We start from the raw sequence: 20,180 nt of genomic DNA on the forward strand, positions 1-20,180 counted from the left end.
CGCATGCAGGTCTCGCAGCTCCGCGACGCCAAACCGCTCCTGCTGACGGACGCGGGCGACGCCTGGGACAAGCTGGCGGAGAAGTTCGCCACGCACACCGCCGACTGTGGCAAGTATCTGCACCAGCCCCTCCAGCAGGGGAACTGGGGCGGGCTCGCCGCCGAGTCCGCCGCCGACCGGCTCGCCCGGATGCAGCGCGACCTGCTGGTGGCGAAGAGGGAACTCGACGCCGTGGGAACGGTGTTGAGGGCGTGCGGCGAGGAGTTCGCCGCGCAGCAGGGCAAACTCGCGAACGCCGTGGCGGACGCGACGGGGGCCGGGTACCACGTCGCGGACGACGGCAAGGTCACCGCGCCGACCGTCGACACCGCCGGGATGAAGCCCGGCGACGTGGCGATGATGCAGCGCGACCAGGCCACCCGCGCGCAGGGCTACGCCGACCGCATCGGCGACGCCCTGTCGGCGGCACAGAAGGCCGACAAGGAGTACGCGGCGGCCGTCAAGCTCTTCACCGACGCGGCCAACCGCTGCGCGAAGGGCGACTGGAGCGTGGGTTTCGTCGAGCTGGCGAAGGCCGACGAGCTCAACCGCGAGCTGCTGCACGAGCTCGGCATGCCGGACAGGAAGGGCTCACCCGGCTCCGTACAGGCGTGGTGGGCGCAGCTGTCGCCCAGCCTCCAGGCCAAGCTGATCCAGGACTACCCGCAGGAGATCGGCAACCGCGACGGCATCCCGGCCGCCGACCGCGACCGCGCCAACCGGACGTATCTGCCGATGCTGCTGAACAGCCTGGAGGCGGAGTACGCGGGAGCGGACGGCGACAAGGCGAAGGCCCTCAAGGACAAGATCGACGGGCTTCAGGGCATCAAGAAGCAGCTGGCGGCGGAGGGCGAGCCGCGCCCGTACCTGCTGGGCATCGGCTCGGAGGGCAAGGGCCGGGCCATAGTCTCCTTCGGCAACCCGGACACGTCGAAGAACGTCTCCGCGTACGTACCGGGGCTCAACACCAAGCTGAGCGGCCACTTCGCGTCGGCGGACGTGGACCGGGCCCGGAACGTGGCGACCATGGCGAACAAGATGTACCCCGACACCACGACCGCCTCGGTGGTGTGGCTGGGCTACGACTGCCCGCAGCTCGACAGCTTCTCGTGGTCGGCGACGGACGTGATGAGCAAGGACGACGCGAAGGCGGGAGCCCCGGCGTACGACAGGTTCCTGAGCGGCATCAGGGCCACCCACGAGTCCGGCTCGCCACATGTGACGGCCATCGGCCACTCGTACGGCTCGCTGACGGTGGGTCAGGCGACGCAGCAGCCCGGCGGCATCCCGGCGGACGACGTGGTCCTGGTCGGCAGCCCCGGCGTCGGCGTGAACAAGGCGTCCGACCTGGGAGTGGGGGCCGAGCACGTGTACATAGGCGCGGCGGAGAACGACCAGGTCACCTACCTCCCGTCGCCGAACCTCCTGGAGTACGTGGCACCGGGAAGCGAGTACGGCCCGAAGAAGAACTGGTTCGGCACGGACCCGGCGGACAACCACTTCGGCGGCCACCACTTCGCCGTGGCCCCCGGCAAGGACACGGGCCTGACGGGCCTGGCGAAGGGCGACCTCCCCGCGCACTCGCTCTACTTCGACCCCGACGCGGGCGGCGACTCCCTCCCCAACATCGCGAGCGTGGTGACGGGCCACGGCGACCGCATCACGACGACGAGGCCGCGATGAGGGGGGTACGGCTGGTGGTGGGTGCGGTACTGATGACGGCGCTGACGGCGTGCGGGCCTTACGGGGCAGGGTCCGACCAGCACACACAGCAGACGCGAAAGGAGACGAAGATGAACATGGACATGCAGCAGGCGGGCGAGGGCTCGGAGAAGATCCTGGACGACACGCTGGCGGCGATCCGGCCGCCGGTGAAGTGGGCGTACGGCGCTCCCATGCGGGAGGCGTGCAGCACCGACCTCAACGAGCCGACGGGCAGGACGACGGTCACCCGCAGCCGCAACCTCCTGACGGTGGTCTCCCCCCACCGCCGCGGCAACCTCCTGGGCGTGGTCCAACGCCAGTGGGAGCAGCAGGGCTTCAAGGTCACGAGCGTACGCAACGACGAGTCAATGCCGTGGCTCCGCGCCACCCGCCCCGACGGCTTCAGCGTGTCACTCCAGGTGGGAAGCGTGGGCAACGTGTTCATCAGCGCGAGCTTCGGATGCGCGCGGGACTCGGCGATGACGTATCCGGCTGGGACGCCGGGTCAGCCCGGGGGCCCTCGGTCGGAGAAACTGCGGCCGACGGAGCGGTCGGAGTTTTGGTCGGTGGAGGGGTGAGGTGGGTGGGGCTACAGCGGCTGCACCCACGTTGACCAGGAAGAACTGCAGTTGACGCGGCATCCGCTCTTCTCTCCCCGCGACACCCCGCCGCGCCCCGCTCCGACAAGGAATGCCGGGCCCCGGAACGGGGTTGGTGCCGGACAGTCGATCTTCTGCTTCCAGTGGAAGTTGGCTGCGCGACCGCCGGTGACCAGTCGGTTGGTGTCGCGCCGTGAGCAAGGGGGATGCCATGAGACGGTCCGCGGTCTCTGCCGCCACAAGGGCGTCGGCCGACGGGTCAGGCTGGTTCTGCGAGATGGTGCGGAGTGAGCTGACGTCCGCACCACTCGGCAGCAGCCGGTGTACGTCAGACGTCCACGCCCGGCACACCGGGCTGAACCTGGGGCCGGTGAGGGTTGCGTCGGTCGCGTTTTCGCGGGTGTGCTCGCGCCGGACGGCGACCCGCGTCCGGCGGGACGGTCCCGGGTCGTATCAACTGGCCCTCGCCACGCAAGGCGCCTTCAACATCGCCCGGTTACGCAATGCGTCCGTGGTGGCGGGAGGTCTCGTCCTGACGGACACCTCACGTCCGATGGAGAACGTCTGCCTCAGCGACTACGGGGCGGTCGAGGCGATCGTGCTGGAAATCCCCCGCACGGTCCTGCCCCTGCGGTCCGACAGGGTGGACCGCATCCTCGCGGAGCCGAGCCCCGTGCATACGGGTACGGGCGGAGGGACGGCCGAGATCCTGGCCGACTTCCTGCACTCCTTGCACCACCACGGCCCCCGGTGCGGACCCGACGAGTTGCCTCGCCTGGGCTCAGTCGCCCTCGACCTCGCCACCGCGTGCCTGGCACAGCGGCTCGGAGCCGAGGCCCGGGACGAGACACCGGCCGAGGCACACGCCCGGGCGATGCTCCAGCGCGTCCTCCAGTTCATCGACGACAACCTCCACGACCGCGAGCTGACGCCGCAAGCCGTCGCCGACCGGCACAACATGTCCCTGCGCGGCCTCTACACACTCTTTCGCGACCAGCCGACGAGTGTCGCCGAATCGATCCGCCGACGCCGACTGGCCCGCTGCCACGCCGAGTTGGCCCGCCCCGAGTCGGGCCACCGCACCGTCGAGGCCATCGCGGCCCGCTGGGGTTTCGCCAGCGCCACCGCTTTCGGCCGTGCGTTCCGGAACGCGTACGGGATCACCCCCGGCGAACACCGCGCAGCCGCCCGGTCTTTGAGCACGGCGCCATGTGTCCAGCAGATCAGCCGGTAGCAGTGCGCGGGCGTCTGCCCGGTCAGGTGGCGGCTCTCGCCGCGTCGATCATCGCGCCGATCGTCAGCAGGACGACGGGTAGGAAGATCAGCAGGAAGGCCATGGCCCAGCCCGTCCGCGCCGTGGTCCTGTTCGCGACCTTCCGGCACAGCAGGGTCACCGGCACGAGGTAGAGGATCGCGGCGAAGAAGGCGACGTACAGCATGCCCATGAGGAGTTCTCCGATGGTGTGCGCGAGGAGAAGGGGGGCGGCCTGTAATGGCCGCCCCCCTTCTCCTCGCATTACATCACGCGATGTCCGACGCGGTCACCGGGTGAGAGGGGCGGTGAACTCGTTGGCCGGGTCGTCGCAGTGGACCACCTTGCTCGGCCGGTTTCCCGGGCCGTCACCGATGATCGGTGCCGGGGCGTCGACCCCCCACGGGTTGCCGCCACTGCCGCGAGTGGCATTCGAGCAGGTTGCGTAGGCGTTGCCGTTGGGAGCGGTGGCGGGGAAGTTGGAGAAGTTCCTCCAGTCTCCGCCGCTGATCCGGTGGTTCGACGGGCGGCCGAGGTTGTCGGTCAGCTGGTCGTCGACGTACAGGTACAGGTCGGGCATGTAGGACTGGAAGACGATGCCGTTGGACGGAGTCGCGTCGCCGTTCCGCTGCAGGTGCGTCGGCTTCACGGACCCGTCGGCGCAGAAGGCCGCGGATATGTCCTGCCAGATCGGAGGCGCATTTCCGATCATGGAGCCGCCCATGTTGTTGTTCCAGGATCCGGAGTTCTTGAAGAACATCGCGTAGACGTCTCCGGCGAACCGCTTCACCGCGTGGTTGGCCTGCAGGCTCGCGTTGACCTTGTCCACCCACGCCTTGACGTTGTCGTTGATCGACTTGTGGCCGATCATGGCGCGGTAGCCGTGCACGCCGCCGCCGACGGCGCGGAAGTCGACGCACTGCTTGGCGTCGTCGATACGTGCCTGGCGGAAGTGCGGGAAGTACGCCTGACCCGGAGTGTCCCCGTCGGTGTAGGGGTGGGAGGTGTGGACGTTGCCGTACTCCAGCGCGTCCTGCGTGGTGTAGTCGATGTCCGGCGCCGGGATCCCGTAGTCCGCCTCGATCGTCTTCATGATCTTGGTGACGAAGTGGGGCAGGTGGGCGTTGCCGACGCGGGCCCGGTAGTTCGACGCGGCGCTGCCGTCGACGATCTTCCCGTCCTCGCCGACCACGAACGTCACGTTCACATCAGACTTGATCTTGTAGCTGTTCGGGTCGTTGTACGCCTCGGAGGCGGGCTTGGACACGTCGGGACGCAGGTTGGACATGGCCATCCACACGGGGATCGACATCGCGGGGGCGGAGCCGTCGGCGCGCGGAGCCGATCCACCGGCCCTGATGTCCTTGGCCCACTGGTCGGCCGCGTCCCATGTCTGCTGCCCCGTGCACTCGCCGACGGCCTTCGCCGTCGGGCAGCGCGCCTCGGAGGACAGACCGCGGGCGTCGGCTCCCTCCGGGTTGTTCCACAGCGGTCCCTTGTCGGCCAGGCCCAGCCCCCAGTCGTAGAGGGCCTTCATGGACCGCACGGGCGAGTTGATCTCCGTCGACACCGGCCAGTTGGAGTTCAGCTCCTGGTTCGGGTCGAAGATCGCGGCCGCGGTCAGGGAGCGTTGGACGAACCTGCCCCTGATCGGCTTGAAGGCGACGGAGTTCCAGGCGATGTCGCGGTCGGCGGTGGCCCCCTTCGAGTAGTTCGTCAGCGTCACCTTCGGCGTGGAGGTGAACTTGTACGCGCCCAGCGGCACCCACTGGCCGTTGTTCGCGTCCTGGTCGACGTACCGCTCGTACGGGCCGCCGACAGCGCCGCTGATGACGTACTTCGCGTCCTTGGTCTGCGCTCCGGTGTCGGGGATGTAGGCGTAGACGGCCGCGAGGTCGTACGTCTTGCCCGCCGTCCACTCGCCTCCGATCGTCATCCGGTTGCCGTCGCCGCCGAGGTGGTTCTCGTCACGGGTGTGGGTGTACCAGAAGTGGCCGCCGTGGCCGCCGCCGATCGAATGCAGATCGGCCTTGGCCTCGTAGTGCTGGTCCCAGTCGGGGTGGAAGGTGAACTCGAACGAGCCCGTCGACGCCGCCGCCCCGCAGGCCGACCACGTCGGTGTGCCGGTGGGGACGGAGGTGACGACGTCGGAGCCCGCCGGGGCGCCGGCGCACACCGGACTGCCGTTCTTCAGCCGGTAGCCCCGGCCGGGCTCGGCGCGCAGGGTCTGGTACTTGATGTTCTCGTGCCCGCACGTCTGCTCACAGTCGGGCTTCCACGTCGCGTTCTCCTGGTTCCACCAGAACTGGCGGTAGCAGGCCTCGTCCGGGCAGTCGATCGGGCTGGCCGGGTTACAGTTGTTCTTCGTGTTGCAGAAGGTGCTGATCGGCGGGCTGACGCGGGAGCGGTCGGCAACGGTGGTCCACCAGGCGGGGTTGAACCCGGCGGAGGAGAACCCCGATTCGCCCTTCCAGTCCTGGCGGCCGTCCGTGCCGTAGGAGAAGCCGCTGTCGATGGACCAGGCGGACCAGCCCATCACCTTCATCTCGTACGGCCAGTACTGCGGGGTCGCCGCGTCACGGATGTTGTTCGTGTTGAGGCTCACATCCATGAACGGGTGGTCCCAGGCACCCTTCTTGTACATGGGGTTGGCGGGGTTGTTGTACCAGCCCAGGCCCCAGCTGCCGCCGTTCTGTCCGGCCGCCGACCTGGGGTTGAAGCCGAGGTTGTAGTTCCAGGCCGCCGTGAACCAGTTCTCCACGCGGGAGGGATCGTCGTTGTTGACCGTGATCTTCTGCCCGTCGGCGTGCACCTCGTTCCACTTGTCGGCGAGGATCTTCATGGAGGCGGCGATGTTGGTGGCGTAGTCGACGGCGATCGCCTTCTGCAGCGCCGGCTCGAGGCTGGTCTCGCCGGTCTTCTCGTGCCCCTTCAGACGCATGCCGTCGGTGACCTGGCCGACGCCGTAACCGCAGTCGGACTTGTCCCAGTTGATGCGCCAGTAGCCGAGCAGGGTGTCCTTCGCGCTGTGGCCGTAGTAGCCGTCCACGGCTGCCAGCGGGCTGCCCATCTGGCCGGGGATCGCGCCGGATTCGGCCTGCCACAGGTTGGACTCCTGCGCCAGGATGCCGAGCAGCACGTTGGCGGGGATCCGGCCGCCTCCCTTCAGCTCCGGGCGGGGGAACAGGCCCTGGGGGTCGGTCGTGAGGAGCCCGGACTGGCCGCGGTAGTCGCCCTGGCGGATCCAGTTGCTGCGCAGCTCGCCGCGTACGGCCATGTCCACCGCCCACTCGACCTGGTTGGGCGTCGGCTGCAGCGCCTGCACACTCAGGTCGTTGCGGGAGACGGAGCACCAGCGGTCGGTGTCACGGGGGTCGTGGGAGTCTGGCGCGGCCGCGGCCGCACGGGGCAGCGTACGCGGCTTGGGGTCACCGGTCAGGGCGGGGGAGAGGCCCTCGACGGGGCTCTGCCGCTCCGGGGCGACCTGCTGCCGGACTTCCTTGCCCGTCGCCGTGACGGTCGACGTCACCGTCATCGCGGTGTCGTCGTCCGACGTCTCGGGGGCCGTCCCGGAGCGGGAACGCACACCCGCCTCGGGCTCGGCCGGCCTGTCGAAGTCCTTTCCGGCCGCCTTGATCCGGGTCAGTCCGGCGCGGACACCGGGGGTGAGTACGGGGGCGACGGCGAGGCGACCGTGGGAGGAGACGTCGGTGTCGGCCGGCGCGTCGAGCCGGGTGACTCCGCTCCCCTCCACCTTGACGTTCTGGGGACGGCCGGTGAGGAAGACGCGGCCCTGCGCGCCGGGCACCAGCTCCAGGTCGCCCAGCTGCCCGGTGGCGACCGTGCGCGGCTCACCGCCGCCGTACACCTTCGCCTGTGCCGTCTTCGTGTCCTTGCGGTCCACGAAGCCGATCCGGTCCCCTGTCATGGGGCGGATGTCGAAGGGGATGCTGTCGCCCCTGGCGAGTCGGCGGACCTTCCCCTTGCCGTCGATCCGGACCAGATCGCGGCCCAGACCGGCGACGACACCGTCCTTCACCGGTGCCGCCGACGACACCTGACCTCGCAGCTCCCCCGTCTTCACGACCGTGGTGCCGGCCGTGTCCACGGTGATCACCTGCGTCTTCACCTGCGCCATGTCGTTCATGTCGCGGTACTGGGTGAAGGCGGCCGTGTGCGTGGTGGTGTTACAGGTGGGGTCGAAGTAGGCGAGGGTGGCGGTGAACGGCAGCTTCGTCACCTCACCCGTCCTGGTGTTCACGATCGCCGTGAACGCGCCGCCCTGCATGAGGTCGGGCTTGTTCGTGAACGCGCGCGGGGCGTACACCGCGGCCACGTGGGAGTCGTCCATGACGCACTGGTTGCCGATCCAGGAGTCGGCGGGCACTCCCGGCTCCGCCAGCGCGGCGACCGTCTTCCACTCGTACGCCTTCGCCTCGTCGGCGACGAGTATCTTGAAGGCCTTGGCGTCGGCCGCGCCGGTCACCGCGCGGTCCTCGGAGGTCTTCCAGCCCTTGCCCAGCGTCTCGTCCGGACTGTCCACGCGTCCGGACGCGGCGGGCGGCGGGGCGTCCCCGGTGGAGGGCGTCGGCGCGGCGGCCGCGGGAACGGCTTGGAGTAAGCCCCCGGTCAAGGCCGCACAGGCAGCCACCGCGGCTACCGGCACGCATGCCCGTCGGATGGATCTCAAGAGAGAACTCCCCCGTATCTCGTCGGTCAGGGGCCGTGCCCGCTCGGGCACAGCCGAGTTCACCCGGCCGGTGGGATCAGGCCTTCACTGGGCTGCCCCCGCCGGTGCGGGTGTCTCTTCGGTAGGTCCGCACATCCGGTGCGGCCAACAGATCTCCGATGAACGGATCGCCCGCACGAGCGGTCTCGGCGGAGCCGGAGAAACCCCGCCACGGCGGTCGGACGGCAGACAACTCCCCCTGCCGCACGAGTGCGTTGCGGCGTCACACCCGGCGGGGATCGGAGCGTCGACCGGTGTGCCGACCGTCAGTACCGCATCATCCAGTGCTGCTCCGGCGGAAAGTCCGAGGCGCAGGTCCACAGGGTGAGGTAGGTGCCGTTGCCGGACGAACCACCCTTGTTGGTAAGGCACTTGTCCGAGTATTTGGTCTTGATGGACCAGTCGTCCGACCAGAACTGCTGGCTGCGGTTGCTGCCGCTGTTGTCGCACGGCCACAGGGTGAGCACCGCGCCGTTGACGTTGTACCCGTCGCCCGTCGGGGTCAGGCACTTCCCGCTCGCCTTGTGGACGATCTGGTAGTCGTCGCGGTCCCACTTCTGGAGCTCGTCCCCCGTGCAGGTCCACAGGGTGATGATGGTTCCGTTGGCCGTGCTGTTGCCCTTGGGAGTGGCGCACTTCCCGGGGTACCAACTGCCGGGGCCGACCGGGGTGAAGAGCTCTCCCCAGTTGGGGCCGGCCGCCGAGGCCTGCGGGGCCATGGCCGTATGGAAGCCCACTGCCAGGAAGACCGCCGACAGGAACGCCATTGGCTTGCGCATGACACGCCTTTCATGAGATGCCGTCTGCAACACCGGTGAATCTAGCCACGCCCGGCGGGCCGGGATGTGCGAGGCGTGCAGAGTTTCTCCACAATCCATGCACCCCGTGGTGTCGCATGTCGTCACTGCCCGGGGCGGCGAAGTCGGTGAACTCGGCGGGCGGGCGCGCCCACAGCGCGTGTCTCGGCCCGCCGGCCCGGCCGGGCGCGCTCGCGGCGGCCACCGCGCGCGGGCGGCCCGCCCCTGTGCGGCTGTGCCGTGCGTCACCGGGACGCCTCCCGCACCCCTTTTGCGCCCGTATGAAGATCGCACGTGTGATGGAATGAGGTGATGCGACCCCCCACACGCATGCCGTCCCGTCCCCACAACCCCTACGACGAACTGGCGGCACTCGCCGACCCCGACCCCGATCTGGACCCCGCGCCCCGGCCCCGGATCCTCCCGCTCGACCTCAGCCGTATGTACGCCGACGAGGACGAGCCGTGGTCGCCGCCCGACCACCGCCGGTCCGGTAACGGGCGCCGCGCCAGGCGGAGTCGACGGCGCCGCCGCAGTCCCCTCGCCGCGCTGCCCCGGCTGGCCAAGCTGCTTTTCGCGCTGGTCGTGTGCGTCGGGTTCCTGGTGCTCGCGGACCGGTGCGCGGTGATGTACGCGGAGAAGAAGGCGCAGCGGGCGCTCCAGGACGAGCTCCACCTCGCGGCCGCTCCCCAGGTGGACATCCACGGCTTCCCCTTCCTCACCCAGGTCCTGGACAAGGACCTGAAACGGGTGGACGTCACCGTGCCGCACGTGGCCGCCGACCGGGTCTCGCTCACGAAGGTGCAGGCCAGCGCGCGTGACATCAAGCTGACCGGGGATCTGCCCAGCGACATCCGCAGCGCGGTCATCGGCGACCTCGACGGCAGGGTCACCCTGTCCTTCGACGACATGAACCGCGAACTCACCGCCTCCCGGCTCAAGTTCAGCCGGGTGAGCGACGACACGGTGGGCGCGGACGGCAAGCTGAGCATCGCCGGGCAGGAGTTGCGCGTACGGGCACGGGCCCAGGTGCGCCTCATCGGCACCAGCGGGCTGTCCACGGACGTCGACGGCATGAGACTCGACGTGCCGGGCATCGCCACGTACCGCCCGGGCCGCGACCGGGGGCTGACGCTGCACCGGGCGTCCGCCGAACTCATCAGCCGGGACACGGCACGCGTGAAGGCGCTGCTGTCGGTGCCGGCGGTGGTGCGGCGGCTCGGGGTGCCGGAGAAGGACGTACGGGCGGCGCTGCGGAGCGACGAGAAGCTGCACGAGCTGGTCGGCACGCCCCAGTTCGTCGAGCGGCTGACGCGGGTCAACCTGGTCGACGTCGTCACCGACCACCCCTGGCTGCTGTCCAGGATCGGCATCGACCCGAAACTGATCACCGGCCTGCTGGCGATGCGCCCGCCGGAGCTCTCCGACCGGCTGTCCTTCTCGTTCACGCTGCCGAGCCAGGCGCGGGAGCTGCAGATACGGGACGTCCGCGTGGAGGAGAGGGGTGTCGTGGCGACGGTGTCCGGGGTGGAGGTGGGGGTGGGACGGTGACGGGGTGCGGTGTCCGGCCGCGGAGCGTGCCGGGCTGAGCACGGCCCACGACCGTGTTCAGCCGCCACGGCGTGTACGCCGCCGGGTCTCAGGAATCGAGAACGGCGGCGACAGCCTCGATCTCGACGAGTTGGTCCCGGTAGCCGAGCACGGTGACGCCCATCAAGGTGCTGGGGACGTCATGGTCACCGAACGAGTCCCGGACCACCTCCCAGGCAGCCACCAGGTCCTCTTGCCGGGCGGACGCCACAAGGACCCGCGTACTGATGACGTCCGGCAGTGACGCACCGGAAGCAGCGAGAGCAGCCTTCATGTTCTCGATGGCTTTCGCCGCCTGGCCCGCGTAGTCCCCGATCGCGGCCGTGGAGCCGTCATCGTTCAGCGGACACGCCCCGGCGAGAAAGATCAGGCGGGACCCGGCGGGCGCCGTGGCCGCATAGGCGTACTCCGCGACGTCGGACAGGGAGGCGGAGCGGATCAAGGTGACGGCACTGGCCACAGTCGTCGGTCCCTTCGTATCGGGCATGGAACGCGGACATCCTGCCAACCCCGACAGGGCTCCCGCCTCCCCTTTTTCCTTCGCCGAGCAGTCACGACTGCCGGCTGAGACCGGCCCCCACTCCAAGCGCGTCGTGCGAAAGGCGCCTGCCCGGCAAAGTCCCCGGTCAGGCGCCTTTCCTCGCGCCCCTAGAAGAAGCCCAGCTTCTTCGCCGAGTACGACACCAACAAGTTCTTCGTCTGCTGATAGTGATCCAGCATCATCCGGTGGTTCTCCCGCCCGATCCCCGACTGCTTGTAGCCGCCGAAAGCGGCGTGCGCCGGGTAGGCGTGGTAGCAGTTCGTCCAGACGCGGCCCGCCTGGATCGCTCGGCCCGCGCGGTACGCCTGGCTGCCGTCGCGGGTCCAGACGCCCGCGCCCAGGCCGTACAGCGTGTCGTTCGCCGTGCGGATCGCGTCGTCGAAGTCCGTGAAGGACGTCACCGCGACGACCGGGCCGAAGATCTCCTCCTGGAAGATCCGCATGCGGTTGTCGCCCTCGAAGATCGTGGGCTGGACGTAGTAGCCGCCCGCCATCTCACCGTCGTACTCGATCCGCTGACCACCCGTCAGGATCTTCGCGCCCTCCTGCTGGCCGATGTCGAAGTAGGAGAGGATCTTCTGGACCTGGTCGTTGGAGGCCTGGGCGCCGATCATCGTGTCGGTGTCCAGGGGGTGGCCCGCCACGATGGCCTCGGTGCGGGCGATGCCCGCGTCCAGGAACTCGCCGTAGTGGCCGCGCTGGATCAGCGCCCGGGACGGGCACGTGCAGACCTCGCCCTGGTTGAGGGCGAACATCGTGAAGCCCTCCAGCGCCTTGTCGCGGAAGTCGTCGTCCGCCGCCCACACGTCGTCGAAGAAGATGTTCGGGGACTTGCCGCCGAGCTCCAGCGTCACCGGGCGGATGTTCTCCGACGCGTACTGCATGATCAGGCGGCCCGTCGTCGTCTCGCCCGTGAAGGCGATCTTCGCCACGCGCGGGCTCGACGCCAGCGGTTTGCCCGCCTCCACGCCGAAGCCGTTGACGATGTTGAGCACGCCCGCGGGGATCAGGTCGGCCACCAGGCTCAGCCAGACGTGCACGGAGGCCGGGGTCTGCTCGGCGGGCTTGAGGACCACCGCGTTGCCCGCCGCGAGCGCGGGCGCCAGCTTCCACGTGGCCATCAGGATCGGGAAGTTCCACGGGATGATCTGGCCGACGACCCCGAGCGGCTCGTGGAAGTGGTACGCCACCGTGTCCTCGTCGAGCTGGCTCAGCGAGCCCTCCTGCGCCCGCAGCGCTCCCGCGAAGTAGCGGAAGTGGTCGATCGCCAGCGGGATGTCGGCGGCCAGTGTCTCGCGGACCGGCTTGCCGTTCTCCCAGCTCTCCGCGACCGCCAGCTCCTCCAGGTGCGCCTCCATCCGGTCGGCGATCTTGTTGAGGATGTCGGCGCGCTCGGCCGGAGCCGTCCGGCCCCAGGCGGGCGCCGCCGCGTGCGCCGCGTCCAGGGCGCGCTCGACGTCCTCGGCGGTGCCGCGGGCGATCTCGGTGAAGGGGCGGCCGTTCACGGGGCTCGGGTTCTCGAAGTACTGGCCGCCGGCCGGCGGAACGTACTCGCCGCCGATGAAGTGGTCGTAGCGGGACTCGTACGAGACGATCGCGCCCTCGGTGCCGGGCGCTGCGTAACGGGTCATCTCCGTGGCCTCCCTCCGGCGCCGCCCGCCCTTGGACGGCACTCGGGTGGAGGGTAGGGATGGGCACGTTGCGGCCTGGTTGCGAGGCCCAACGGCGCTCACGTGCTGCCCGCGAACCCCGCCCCCAGCTCCCCGTCCAGCTCCTGCAGCCTCGCCAGCGCGGCCCCCCGTCGGCACTCCGGCAGCGCCGCCACCAGCGCCCGCCACACGCTCACGTCCTCCTCGCCCCACGGGCTGCGCGCCCAGTCCGCCAGCAGCCCCGGGTCGCCGCGCTCGATCAGGGCCGCGCGCAACTGTGCGGCGAGCCGAGCCCGTATACGTACGATCGCGGGTGCCTGCGAGGTGGGCAGCAGCGGGCCCGCGTACGCGCCCATCGCCGCCGCCACCGCGCCCGAGCCCAGGCGGCGGGCGACCATGTCGAAGTCGGTGTCGACCGGGAGGGCGAGGCGGTACGGGCGGGAGGAGAGCAGGTCGGGGCCCAACAGGCGGCGCAGCCGGGAGAGTTCGGCGCGGACCGTCACCGGGGTCACCGACTCGTCCTCGTACAGGTCGACCAGCACCTGATCGCCCGTCAGGCCCTCGGGGTGGCGGGCGAGCAGCACCAGCAGCTCGCTGTGGCGGCGGCTGAGGCGGACCTTGCGCCCGGCCGCGACCAGCAGCGCCTCGTCGCGGCCGAGGGCGCTCAGCTCGATGGTGTCGCCGGTGGGCGGCGGGGCGAGCAGCGCGAGCTCCGACTCCGCCGCCCGCGCCACCGCCTGGACGAACGCGAGGCTGTGCGGATGCGCCAGGCCGTCGCCACCGGTGATGTCCACCGCGCCGAGCAGCCGCCCCGTGCGCGGGTCGTGCAGCGGGGCCGCCGCGCACGTCCAGGGGTGCACCGGGCGCCGGAAGTGCTCGGCGGAGAAGACCTGGACGGGCCGGTCCTCTGCGAGCGCCGTGCCCGGAGCGTTGGTGCCCACCGCCGACTCCGCCCACCGCGCGCCCGGCACGAAGTTCATCGCGCCCGCCTTGCGCCGGGTCGCCGGGTGGCCCTCCACCCACAGCAGCCGTCCCTGTGCGTCGCAGACGGCGACGAGGTGCTCGCCGTCCTTCGCGTACGAGTCCATCAGCTCCCGGATCACCGGCATCGCCCGGGCCAGCGGGTGCCCCTCCCGGTACCCGGCCAGCTCGTCCTCGCCCAGCTCCACACCGGCCGTGCCGTCCGGGTTCACCCGGGCCCGCGCCGAGCGCCGCCAGGACGCCGCCACCAGCGGGCGTACGGGCCGGACCACCCGTCCGGCCGAGGTGAACGCCTCATGGGCGCGGCGCAGCTCGCCGGTCCGCTCGACGGGGTCGGCCCCGGCCTCCAGGGCGACCCAGGACTCGTACCGCGTATCGGTCAACTGGGCCTCCGGGGCGGGCGGGGCGGGCGGGGACCGGTCCATCGTCGGCCCGCCGGGCGCACCCGGCAAGGCGTCCCGCACGCCCTCGGCGCATCCCCGCTCCGGCGGGGCTCCGTCAGGCGAAGTTGACCAGGCGGATGTAGCGCACCCAGTCCCAGTTCGACCCCGGGTCGGTGTGGTCGGTACCGGGGACCTGGTAATGGCCGAGAATGTGCTCCCGGTCCTTGGGGATGCCGTGCCGGTCGCAGATCGAGGCGGTCAGCCGCGCCGACTCCTCGTACAGCGCGTCGGTGAAATAGGCGGGCTGGTCCACCCAGCCCTCGTGCTCGATGCCGACGCTGCGGGTGTTGTAGTTCCAGTTGCCCGCGTGCCAGGCGACGTCCTGCTCGCGCACCATCTGCGCCACATAGCCGTCGGCGGAGCGCACCACATAGTGCGCGGACACCTTCTTCGCCGGGTTCTGGAAGATCTGGAGCGTGTTGGTGAACGACTCCTGGGTGACGTGGATGATCACCCGGTCGATCGTGTACGTGAAGGGGCGCTGCGAAGCCGTGTAGTTGGCGGTCGAGGCGGGGACCCAGTGCGCGCCCGGGTAGTCGGTGTCGGCGGCGGCCTCGGCGCGCGTCGCGGGGAAGAGCGCGCCCGCGGCCACGGTCGCGGCGGCACCCTGGAGGAGTCTTCGGCGGTCCACGGGCAACGGAGCTCCTGAATGTCGCGTCGTGTGCACGTCGTTCGTACGTCGATACGTCACGTTCAACCGGCAAGAACCTCGCCGAGGTTACGTTACGGGGCGGTGTAAGGGAGTGGAAGGGCAGCGGCAGCGCGTGGCGCACGGCGGCGCGCCCCCGCGTACGCGGGGGCTCCGGCAAGCGTCGCGACTGACCGACTTTGGCGTAAATTCCGGCCAGGGGTCGCGAGATGAACCGTTTCGGGCCGACTCTGGAGGCTATGGCCACGCCGCCCCTTCCTCCGCGCCCACCCGGGCCGCCGTCCTCACCGGGCGGGGGCTTCGGTCCCCCCGCCTGGGAGCCCCCGACGCCACCGCCCCCTGCCCCAGAGGGCGGAGGCGGCCGCCGGGGCGTCTTCATACTGCTCGCGGTCGTGGTGGCCGCCGCGGCCGTCGTCGCCATCGTGCTGGTGGTGAACGGCAGTGGCGACGGGGACGGTGGCAAACCCACGAGGACCCCGACGAGCCAACCGGCCCCGACGCCGTCGCTGAGCCTCCCGAGCGGGATCCCGACGGACCTGCCCTCCCGACTGCCCAGCGGTTTTCCCTCGAACCTTCCGTCAACACTCCCCACGGAACTGCCGAGCGGCTTCCCCAGCGACCTGCCGAGCGAACTGCCGGACCTGCCGGATCTGCCCACCGAGATCCCCGGCGGCATCCTCCCGTCGGCGGCGGACGGAATCGGCGACGACCTGCCGCTCTACGAGATCAGGGCGGGTGGGGAACCGAACCACGAGATGCCTCCCAGGACATAGGCCCCCCACCCCCGCACCCCTACCGCTCCAGCACCGCCCCCGGATCCGGGTCGGCGGGCCCCGCCGGAACCCACGCCCCGCGCTCCTTGCGGTACGGCCACCACCGGCCGTCCCGTCCGAGCCGCAGCTGCGCGCCGCCCCCGACCACCGTCCAACGGTTCGCCCCGGAGGCGCGCAGCACGGGCCGGTCCTCGTCCTGCCAGGCCCGCGCCAGCGCGTCCTTGGCGCGGGCCAGGGCCTCCTGGCCGGGGGTCCACTCCTCCTCCAGCACGGAGAGGGAGGCGGCGCCCCCGTAGCGCCACGCCTGTACGGCCAGGTCCAGCTCGGCCGGTCGCCGTCCGGAACCGGCCGCCAGTCGGCGCGTGATCCGCCGATCCTCGCAGCCCGCCGCCAGGCGTACGGCGTCCTGATGCTCAGTCAGGCCATCGGTCGGCGGCTGGAGTTCGTGGCCCGGCGCCAGCGCCTCCGCCAGCAGCTCCCGCGCCCGCCGGGCCGCGTCCGCCGCCAGGAACTCCAGCGCCGTGGGATCGACGCCGGGCTCGGGTGCGACCTCCGTGTCCAGGTGCGGCGGCGCCCCCGCCTCGGCCGGTACCTCGGGTGCCTCGGGCAGCGGCGGCACGATGTCCCGCGCCGCGAACACCTCGGCGGCCGGCACCCCGGCCGGAACATCCGGTTCCGTGGAGCGGGGTGCCGCACTCCGCTCCGCCAGGTCCGCCAACAGCGCCCGCTCGCCCCGGCCCCGCATGAGCAGCAGGACGAACGGGTCCTGGTCGAGGAGCCGCGCCACCTGGTAGCAGAGCGCCGCCGTGTGCGGGCAGTGGTCCCACGCCTCACAGGTGCACTCGGGCTCCAGGTCGCCTATGCCCGGCAGGAGTTCCACCCCGGCCGTCGCCGCGTCCTCCACCAGGTGCGGAGGCATGTCGCGGTCGAGGAGCGCCGCGATGTGCCCCGCCCGCTCCACCGCCATGCCGAGGAAACGGTCCCAGTCGTCGTCGGAGAGCCGCTGCCACACCACGTCGCTGCGGTGGGAGCTGCCGTCCCGGTCGCGCACCACCGCGGTGATCCGCCCCGGCCGCACCGACACCGCGCCGACCGCGCCCCCGCGCGCGTAGCGGCGGCCCGTCTTCAGCTGCTGGTTGTCGAGCGCCGTGTCCTCCAGGGCCTTGAGCCACGCCTGGCCCCACCACGTCTCGGCGAAACCCCGCCCGTGCGCGGGCGGCAGCGCCGCGAAGGTCCGCTCCTCGGCGCCGTCCCCGTACATGTGCTCCTCCGAGAGATCCCCGTACCCGCTCATCGCCCGCTCCCTCGCAGTGCCACCAGATCCGCCAGCTCGGCGTCGGACAGTTCCGTCAGCGCGGACTCGGCCGACTCGCCCGTGCCCAGGACCGCGTCCGCCAGCTCCCGCTTGCGCGTCAGCATCTCGGCGATGCGGTCCTCGATCGTCCCCTCCGCGATCAGCCGGTGGACCTGCACCGGCTGGGTCTGGCCGATGCGATACGCGCGGTCGGTGGCCTGCGCCTCCACGGCCGGGTTCCACCAGCGGTCGTAGTGGACGACGTGGCCCGCCCGGGTGAGGTTGAGACCGGTGCCCGCCGCCTTCAACGACAGCAGGAACACCGGGACCTCACCGTCCTGGAAGCGCCGCACCATCCGCTCGCGCTGCTCCACGGGCGTACCGCCGTGCAGGAACTGCGTGGCGACCCCGCGCGCCGCCAGATGCTGCTCGATGAGCCGCGCCATCTGCACGTACTGGGTGAAGACCAGCACCGCACCATCCTCGGAGAGGATGGTGTCCAGGAGCTCGTCCAGCAGCTCCAGCTTGCCGGAGCGGTCCGCGATGCGCGGCTGCTCCTCCTTCAGGTACTGCGCGGGGTGGTTGCAGATCTGCTTCAGCGCGGTGAGCAGCTTCACCACGAGCCCCCGCCGCTCGAAACCGTCGGCGCCCGCGATCTCCGCGAGGGTCTCGCGCACCACCGCCTCGTAGAGCCCCGTCTGCTCCTTGGTGAGCGAGACGGCCCGGTCGGTCTCCGTCTTGGGCGGCAGCTCGGGCGCGATGCCCGGGTCCGACTTGCGGCGCCGCAGCAGGAACGGGCGCACCAGACGGGACAGCCGCTCGGCCGCAGCAGGATCCTTTCCTCCCTCGACGGCCTGGGCGTACTTCGTACGGAACGTACCCAGGCGGCCGAGCAGCCCCGGCGTCGTCCAGTCGAGGATCGCCCACAGCTCGGACAGGTTGTTCTCGACCGGCGTGCCGGTGAGCGCCACGCGCGCGCGGGCGCCGATGGTGCGCAGCTGGCGGGCGGTCGCCGAGTACGGGTTCTTGATGTGCTGCGCCTCGTCGGTGACGACCATGCCCCACGCCACCTCGCCGAGCTTCGCGGCGTCGAGCCGCATCGTCCCGTACGTGGTGAGGACGAACTCCCCGTCGGCCAGGTCCTTCAGGCGCCGCGCGGAGCCGTGGAAGCGGCGCACGGGCGTGCCCGGCGCGAACTTCTCGATCTCCCGCTGCCAGTTGCCCATCAGGGACGTCGGGCACACCACGAGCGTGGGACCGGCGGTCGCCGGATCGCTCTGGCGGTGCAGGTGCAGGGCGATGAGGGTGATCGTCTTGCCGAGGCCCATGTCGTCGGCGAGACAGCCGCCGAGGCCCAGCGAGGTCATGTCGGCCAGCCAGTTGAGGCCCCGCAGCTGGTAGTCGCGCAGCCGCGCGGCGAGCGCGGCGGGCTGCTCCACGGCGTCCTGGCGCGCGCCCTCGGGGTCGGCGAGGCGGTCGCGGAGGCCCGCGAGCCAGCCCGACGCCTCGACCTCGACCCGGCGTCCGTCGACCTCCGTCGAGCCCGTCAGGACCGTGCTCAGCGCGTCGACGGGGGTCACCTTGCGGTCCTGCGCCGCGCGGGCGCGGCGGACCTCTTCGGGGTCGATCAGGACCCACTGGTCGCGCAGCCGCACCACCGGGCGGCTGGCCTCGGCCAGTTGGTCCAGCTCCGCGCGCGTGAGCCGGGTGTCGCCGAGCGCGAACCACCACTCGAAGGCGAGCAGGGCGTCCGCGGAGAGCGTCGACGGGGCGGCGGACTGCGTGCTGTCCGGCCGCGCCCCGGAGGTGCCCTGCTCCGCGCTGTCCTGTAGGGGCCCGATCACCGCGCGCGTGGTGAACTTCCGCGCGAGGTCCTTGGGCCAGTGCACCTGGACGCCGATCGCGGCGAGGGTGCGCGCGGCCCCGCCGAGCAGCTCGCCCACCTCCTCGTCGGCCAGCTCGATCGCGTCCGGCACGGCCGCCGACAGCAGCGGCGCGAGCGGCGCCCACGCGCGCGTGGCGCGACGCAGTGCGAGGAGCGCGTCCATCCGCGCGTGCGGGCCGAACGCCCCGGCGGTGGGGCCGGACTCGCCCCACACCTCGGCCGCGTCCGCCACCAGGGCGGGGTCGCTCACGCTGTGCACCTGGAGCACGGCCCGGAAGACGGGTCCCGCCGCGTCCGGGTCCGCCGACTCCAGGCCGGGCAGCTCGACGCGGAGCGAGATGCGCACGCCCGCGTCGTGCCCGGCGGCCACCTCCGCGGCCCAGGCGCGCTGTTCGGGCAGCCGCCGGGGCGGGTCCGCCGCGAAGGCGGGGGAGCCGGTCGCCAGGGCGGCGGCGGGCGTTCGCGGCAGCCCGTCGGCGACCGCGTCGAGGAACTGCCGTACCAGCACCTCGGGTTCGGGCAGCAGCAACGGTTCGCCACCGGCGTCGAGCGGCACCGCGTGCGCCTCGGGCGGCATCGAGGCCGCCAGCTCACGGACGCGCTCCAGCTCGTCGGCGCCCAGCGGACCGATCCGCCACGCGTCGTGGTCGGTGGCGGTGAGGCCGGGCAACAGCAGGCCGCGCGCGGCGAGTTGCAGCGCGCGCAGCGCGGCCGTCCCCCAGAAGGCGGCGGCCCGCGAGGCGTCGGTACGGGGCCGGGCCCTGGTCAGGACGGGCAGCGCGTCGCGTACGGGCAGGAGAACCGCACGTACGGCGTACGGCTCGGCGTCGGCCCCCGCCACGGTCAGCTCCTCGGCAGGCTCCTCGACGCGGTCGGAGAAGGCCTGCGGGGCGGAGCCGTCGGTGTGCCAGAAGGCGATGCGGCCGAGTCGGGCGGGGTCGGCGGGCAGGAAGGTGACGTGGCAGCGGGCGAGTTCGTCGATTTCGGAGGGTGTGGGCGCGGGGAGCCTGTGTGCGGCGATGACACATTCCTCAAACTTGACTACCGAGGTTCCGGAATCGCCGAGGGTACACCGGCCGGTGCGCTTCCGGGCGGATGCGCGCCGTGATCTGGATCACTCCGTGTGCGTGCTGGGCTCTTTCCCCGCCCGCCGGGGTGGCGTCAGCACCACCATGCCCCCGGGACAGGCCCCCGCCCCGTCCGGGTGGTGGCGCCATGGTGGCCAAGGGCCCCGGATTCGTACGTTTCATGAGGT

General features: G+C 71.3%; 13 protein-coding genes and 1 pseudogene. 5 read left to right on the top strand and 9 right to left on the bottom strand.

Features of this window, described 5'->3' with window-relative positions; genetic code table 11:
* The first annotated feature begins 3 nt into the window (after positions 1–3).
* From IE252_RS01245 to IE252_RS01255, 3 genes are all read left to right on the top strand, one after another.
* Positions 4–1,722 carry an alpha/beta hydrolase gene (locus IE252_RS01245; protein WP_229847822.1) on the top strand — a complete coding sequence of 573 codons (1,719 nt, stop codon included), beginning with the start codon at positions 4–6 and terminating at the stop codon, positions 1,720–1,722.
* 110 nt (positions 1,723–1,832) lie between these two features.
* Positions 1,833–2,321, top strand: coding sequence for a hypothetical protein (locus tag IE252_RS01250; protein ID WP_190087323.1), 489 nt, complete (start codon positions 1,833–1,835; stop codon positions 2,319–2,321).
* Positions 2,322–2,853: 532 nt separating this feature from the next.
* The gene (locus IE252_RS01255; RefSeq protein WP_190087324.1) at positions 2,854–3,576 is read left to right on the top strand and encodes a helix-turn-helix domain-containing protein; all 723 of its coding nucleotides are present in this window, start codon (positions 2,854–2,856) and stop codon (positions 3,574–3,576) included.
* Between the two features lie 22 nt (positions 3,577–3,598).
* Here the strand turns inward: IE252_RS01255 and IE252_RS01260 are convergent, their stop codons facing one another.
* The 3 genes from IE252_RS01260 to IE252_RS01270 all read right to left on the bottom strand — a co-directional run bounded on the left by IE252_RS01260 (position 3,599) and on the right by IE252_RS01270 (position 9,102).
* Positions 3,599–3,787 (bottom strand): hypothetical protein, encoded by a 189-nt coding sequence (locus tag IE252_RS01260; protein ID WP_190087325.1) that lies wholly within the window; start codon positions 3,785–3,787, stop codon positions 3,599–3,601.
* Between the two features lie 96 nt (positions 3,788–3,883).
* A complete protein-coding gene (locus IE252_RS01265; RefSeq protein ID WP_190087326.1) occupies positions 3,884–8,227 on the bottom strand; it encodes a golvesin C-terminal-like domain-containing protein in 4,344 nt (1,447 codons plus the stop codon).
* 362 nt (positions 8,228–8,589) lie between these two features.
* On the bottom strand, positions 8,590–9,102 hold the full coding sequence (locus IE252_RS01270) for an RICIN domain-containing protein (protein WP_190087327.1): 513 nt from the start codon (positions 9,100–9,102) through the stop codon (positions 8,590–8,592).
* Positions 9,103–9,432: 330 nt separating this feature from the next.
* Between IE252_RS01270 and IE252_RS01275 the strand changes: the two genes are divergently transcribed.
* The gene (locus IE252_RS01275; RefSeq protein ID WP_190087328.1) at positions 9,433–10,671 is read left to right on the top strand and encodes an LmeA family phospholipid-binding protein; all 1,239 of its coding nucleotides are present in this window, start codon (positions 9,433–9,435) and stop codon (positions 10,669–10,671) included.
* A gap of 88 nt (positions 10,672–10,759) precedes the next feature.
* Here the strand turns inward: IE252_RS01275 and IE252_RS01280 are convergent, their stop codons facing one another.
* The 4 genes from IE252_RS01280 to IE252_RS01295 all read right to left on the bottom strand — a co-directional run bounded on the left by IE252_RS01280 (position 10,760) and on the right by IE252_RS01295 (position 14,955).
* On the bottom strand, positions 10,760–11,170 hold the full coding sequence (locus IE252_RS01280) for a RidA family protein (RefSeq protein ID WP_190087814.1): 411 nt from the start codon (positions 11,168–11,170) through the stop codon (positions 10,760–10,762).
* A gap of 188 nt (positions 11,171–11,358) precedes the next feature.
* Positions 11,359–12,882: an acetaldehyde dehydrogenase ExaC gene (exaC, locus tag IE252_RS01285; RefSeq protein ID WP_190087329.1), complete on the bottom strand. Its 1,524-nt coding sequence runs from the start codon at positions 12,880–12,882 to the stop codon at positions 11,359–11,361.
* 98 nt (positions 12,883–12,980) lie between these two features.
* The gene (locus tag IE252_RS01290) at positions 12,981–14,306 is read right to left on the bottom strand and encodes a GAF domain-containing protein (protein ID WP_190087815.1); all 1,326 of its coding nucleotides are present in this window, start codon (positions 14,304–14,306) and stop codon (positions 12,981–12,983) included.
* A 73-nt stretch (positions 14,307–14,379) separates the two neighbouring features.
* Positions 14,380–14,955, bottom strand: a complete 576-nt coding sequence (locus tag IE252_RS01295; protein ID WP_190087330.1) for an N-acetylmuramoyl-L-alanine amidase — start codon at positions 14,953–14,955, stop codon at positions 14,380–14,382.
* A gap of 410 nt (positions 14,956–15,365) precedes the next feature.
* Between IE252_RS01295 and IE252_RS01300 the strand changes: the two genes are divergently transcribed.
* On the top strand, positions 15,366–15,746 hold the full coding sequence (locus IE252_RS01300; protein ID WP_190087331.1) for a hypothetical protein: 381 nt from the start codon (positions 15,366–15,368) through the stop codon (positions 15,744–15,746).
* A 19-nt stretch (positions 15,747–15,765) separates the two neighbouring features.
* Here the strand turns inward: IE252_RS01300 and IE252_RS01305 are convergent, their stop codons facing one another.
* On the bottom strand, positions 15,766–17,040 hold the full coding sequence (locus IE252_RS01305) for an SWF or SNF family helicase (protein ID WP_190087332.1): 1,275 nt from the start codon (positions 17,038–17,040) through the stop codon (positions 15,766–15,768).
* Positions 17,037–19,984, bottom strand: a pseudogene (locus IE252_RS01310) (SCO1167/SCO6262 family helicase). Before IE252_RS01310 ends, IE252_RS01305 begins: the two are co-directional and overlap by 4 nt.
* Between the last annotated feature and the right edge of the window lie 196 nt (positions 19,985–20,180).

Origin of the sequence: Streptomyces melanogenes (assembly GCF_014649795.1) — a bacterium.
Taxonomy (GTDB): Bacteria; Actinomycetota; Actinomycetes; order Streptomycetales; family Streptomycetaceae; genus Streptomyces; species Streptomyces noboritoensis.

Bases quoted from the DNA above. Each gene is read 5' to 3' on its own strand.
- IE252_RS01245 (WP_229847822.1), top strand. From the start codon at position 4: ATGCAGGTCTCGCAGCTCCGCGACGCCAAACCGCTCCTGCTGACGGAC.
- IE252_RS01250 (WP_190087323.1), top strand. From the start codon at position 1,833: ATGAACATGGACATGCAGCAGGCGGGCGAGGGCTCGGAGAAGATCCTG.
- IE252_RS01260 (WP_190087325.1), bottom strand. From the start codon at position 3,787: ATGGGCATGCTGTACGTCGCCTTCTTCGCCGCGATCCTCTACCTCGTG.
- IE252_RS01270 (WP_190087327.1), bottom strand. From the start codon at position 9,102: ATGCGCAAGCCAATGGCGTTCCTGTCGGCGGTCTTCCTGGCAGTGGGC.
- IE252_RS01275 (WP_190087328.1), top strand. From the start codon at position 9,433: ATGCGACCCCCCACACGCATGCCGTCCCGTCCCCACAACCCCTACGAC.
- exaC (WP_190087329.1), bottom strand. From the start codon at position 12,882: ATGACCCGTTACGCAGCGCCCGGCACCGAGGGCGCGATCGTCTCGTAC.
- IE252_RS01290 (WP_190087815.1), bottom strand. From the start codon at position 14,306: ATGGACCGGTCCCCGCCCGCCCCGCCCGCCCCGGAGGCCCAGTTGACC.
- IE252_RS01305 (WP_190087332.1), bottom strand. From the start codon at position 17,040: ATGAGCGGGTACGGGGATCTCTCGGAGGAGCACATGTACGGGGACGGC.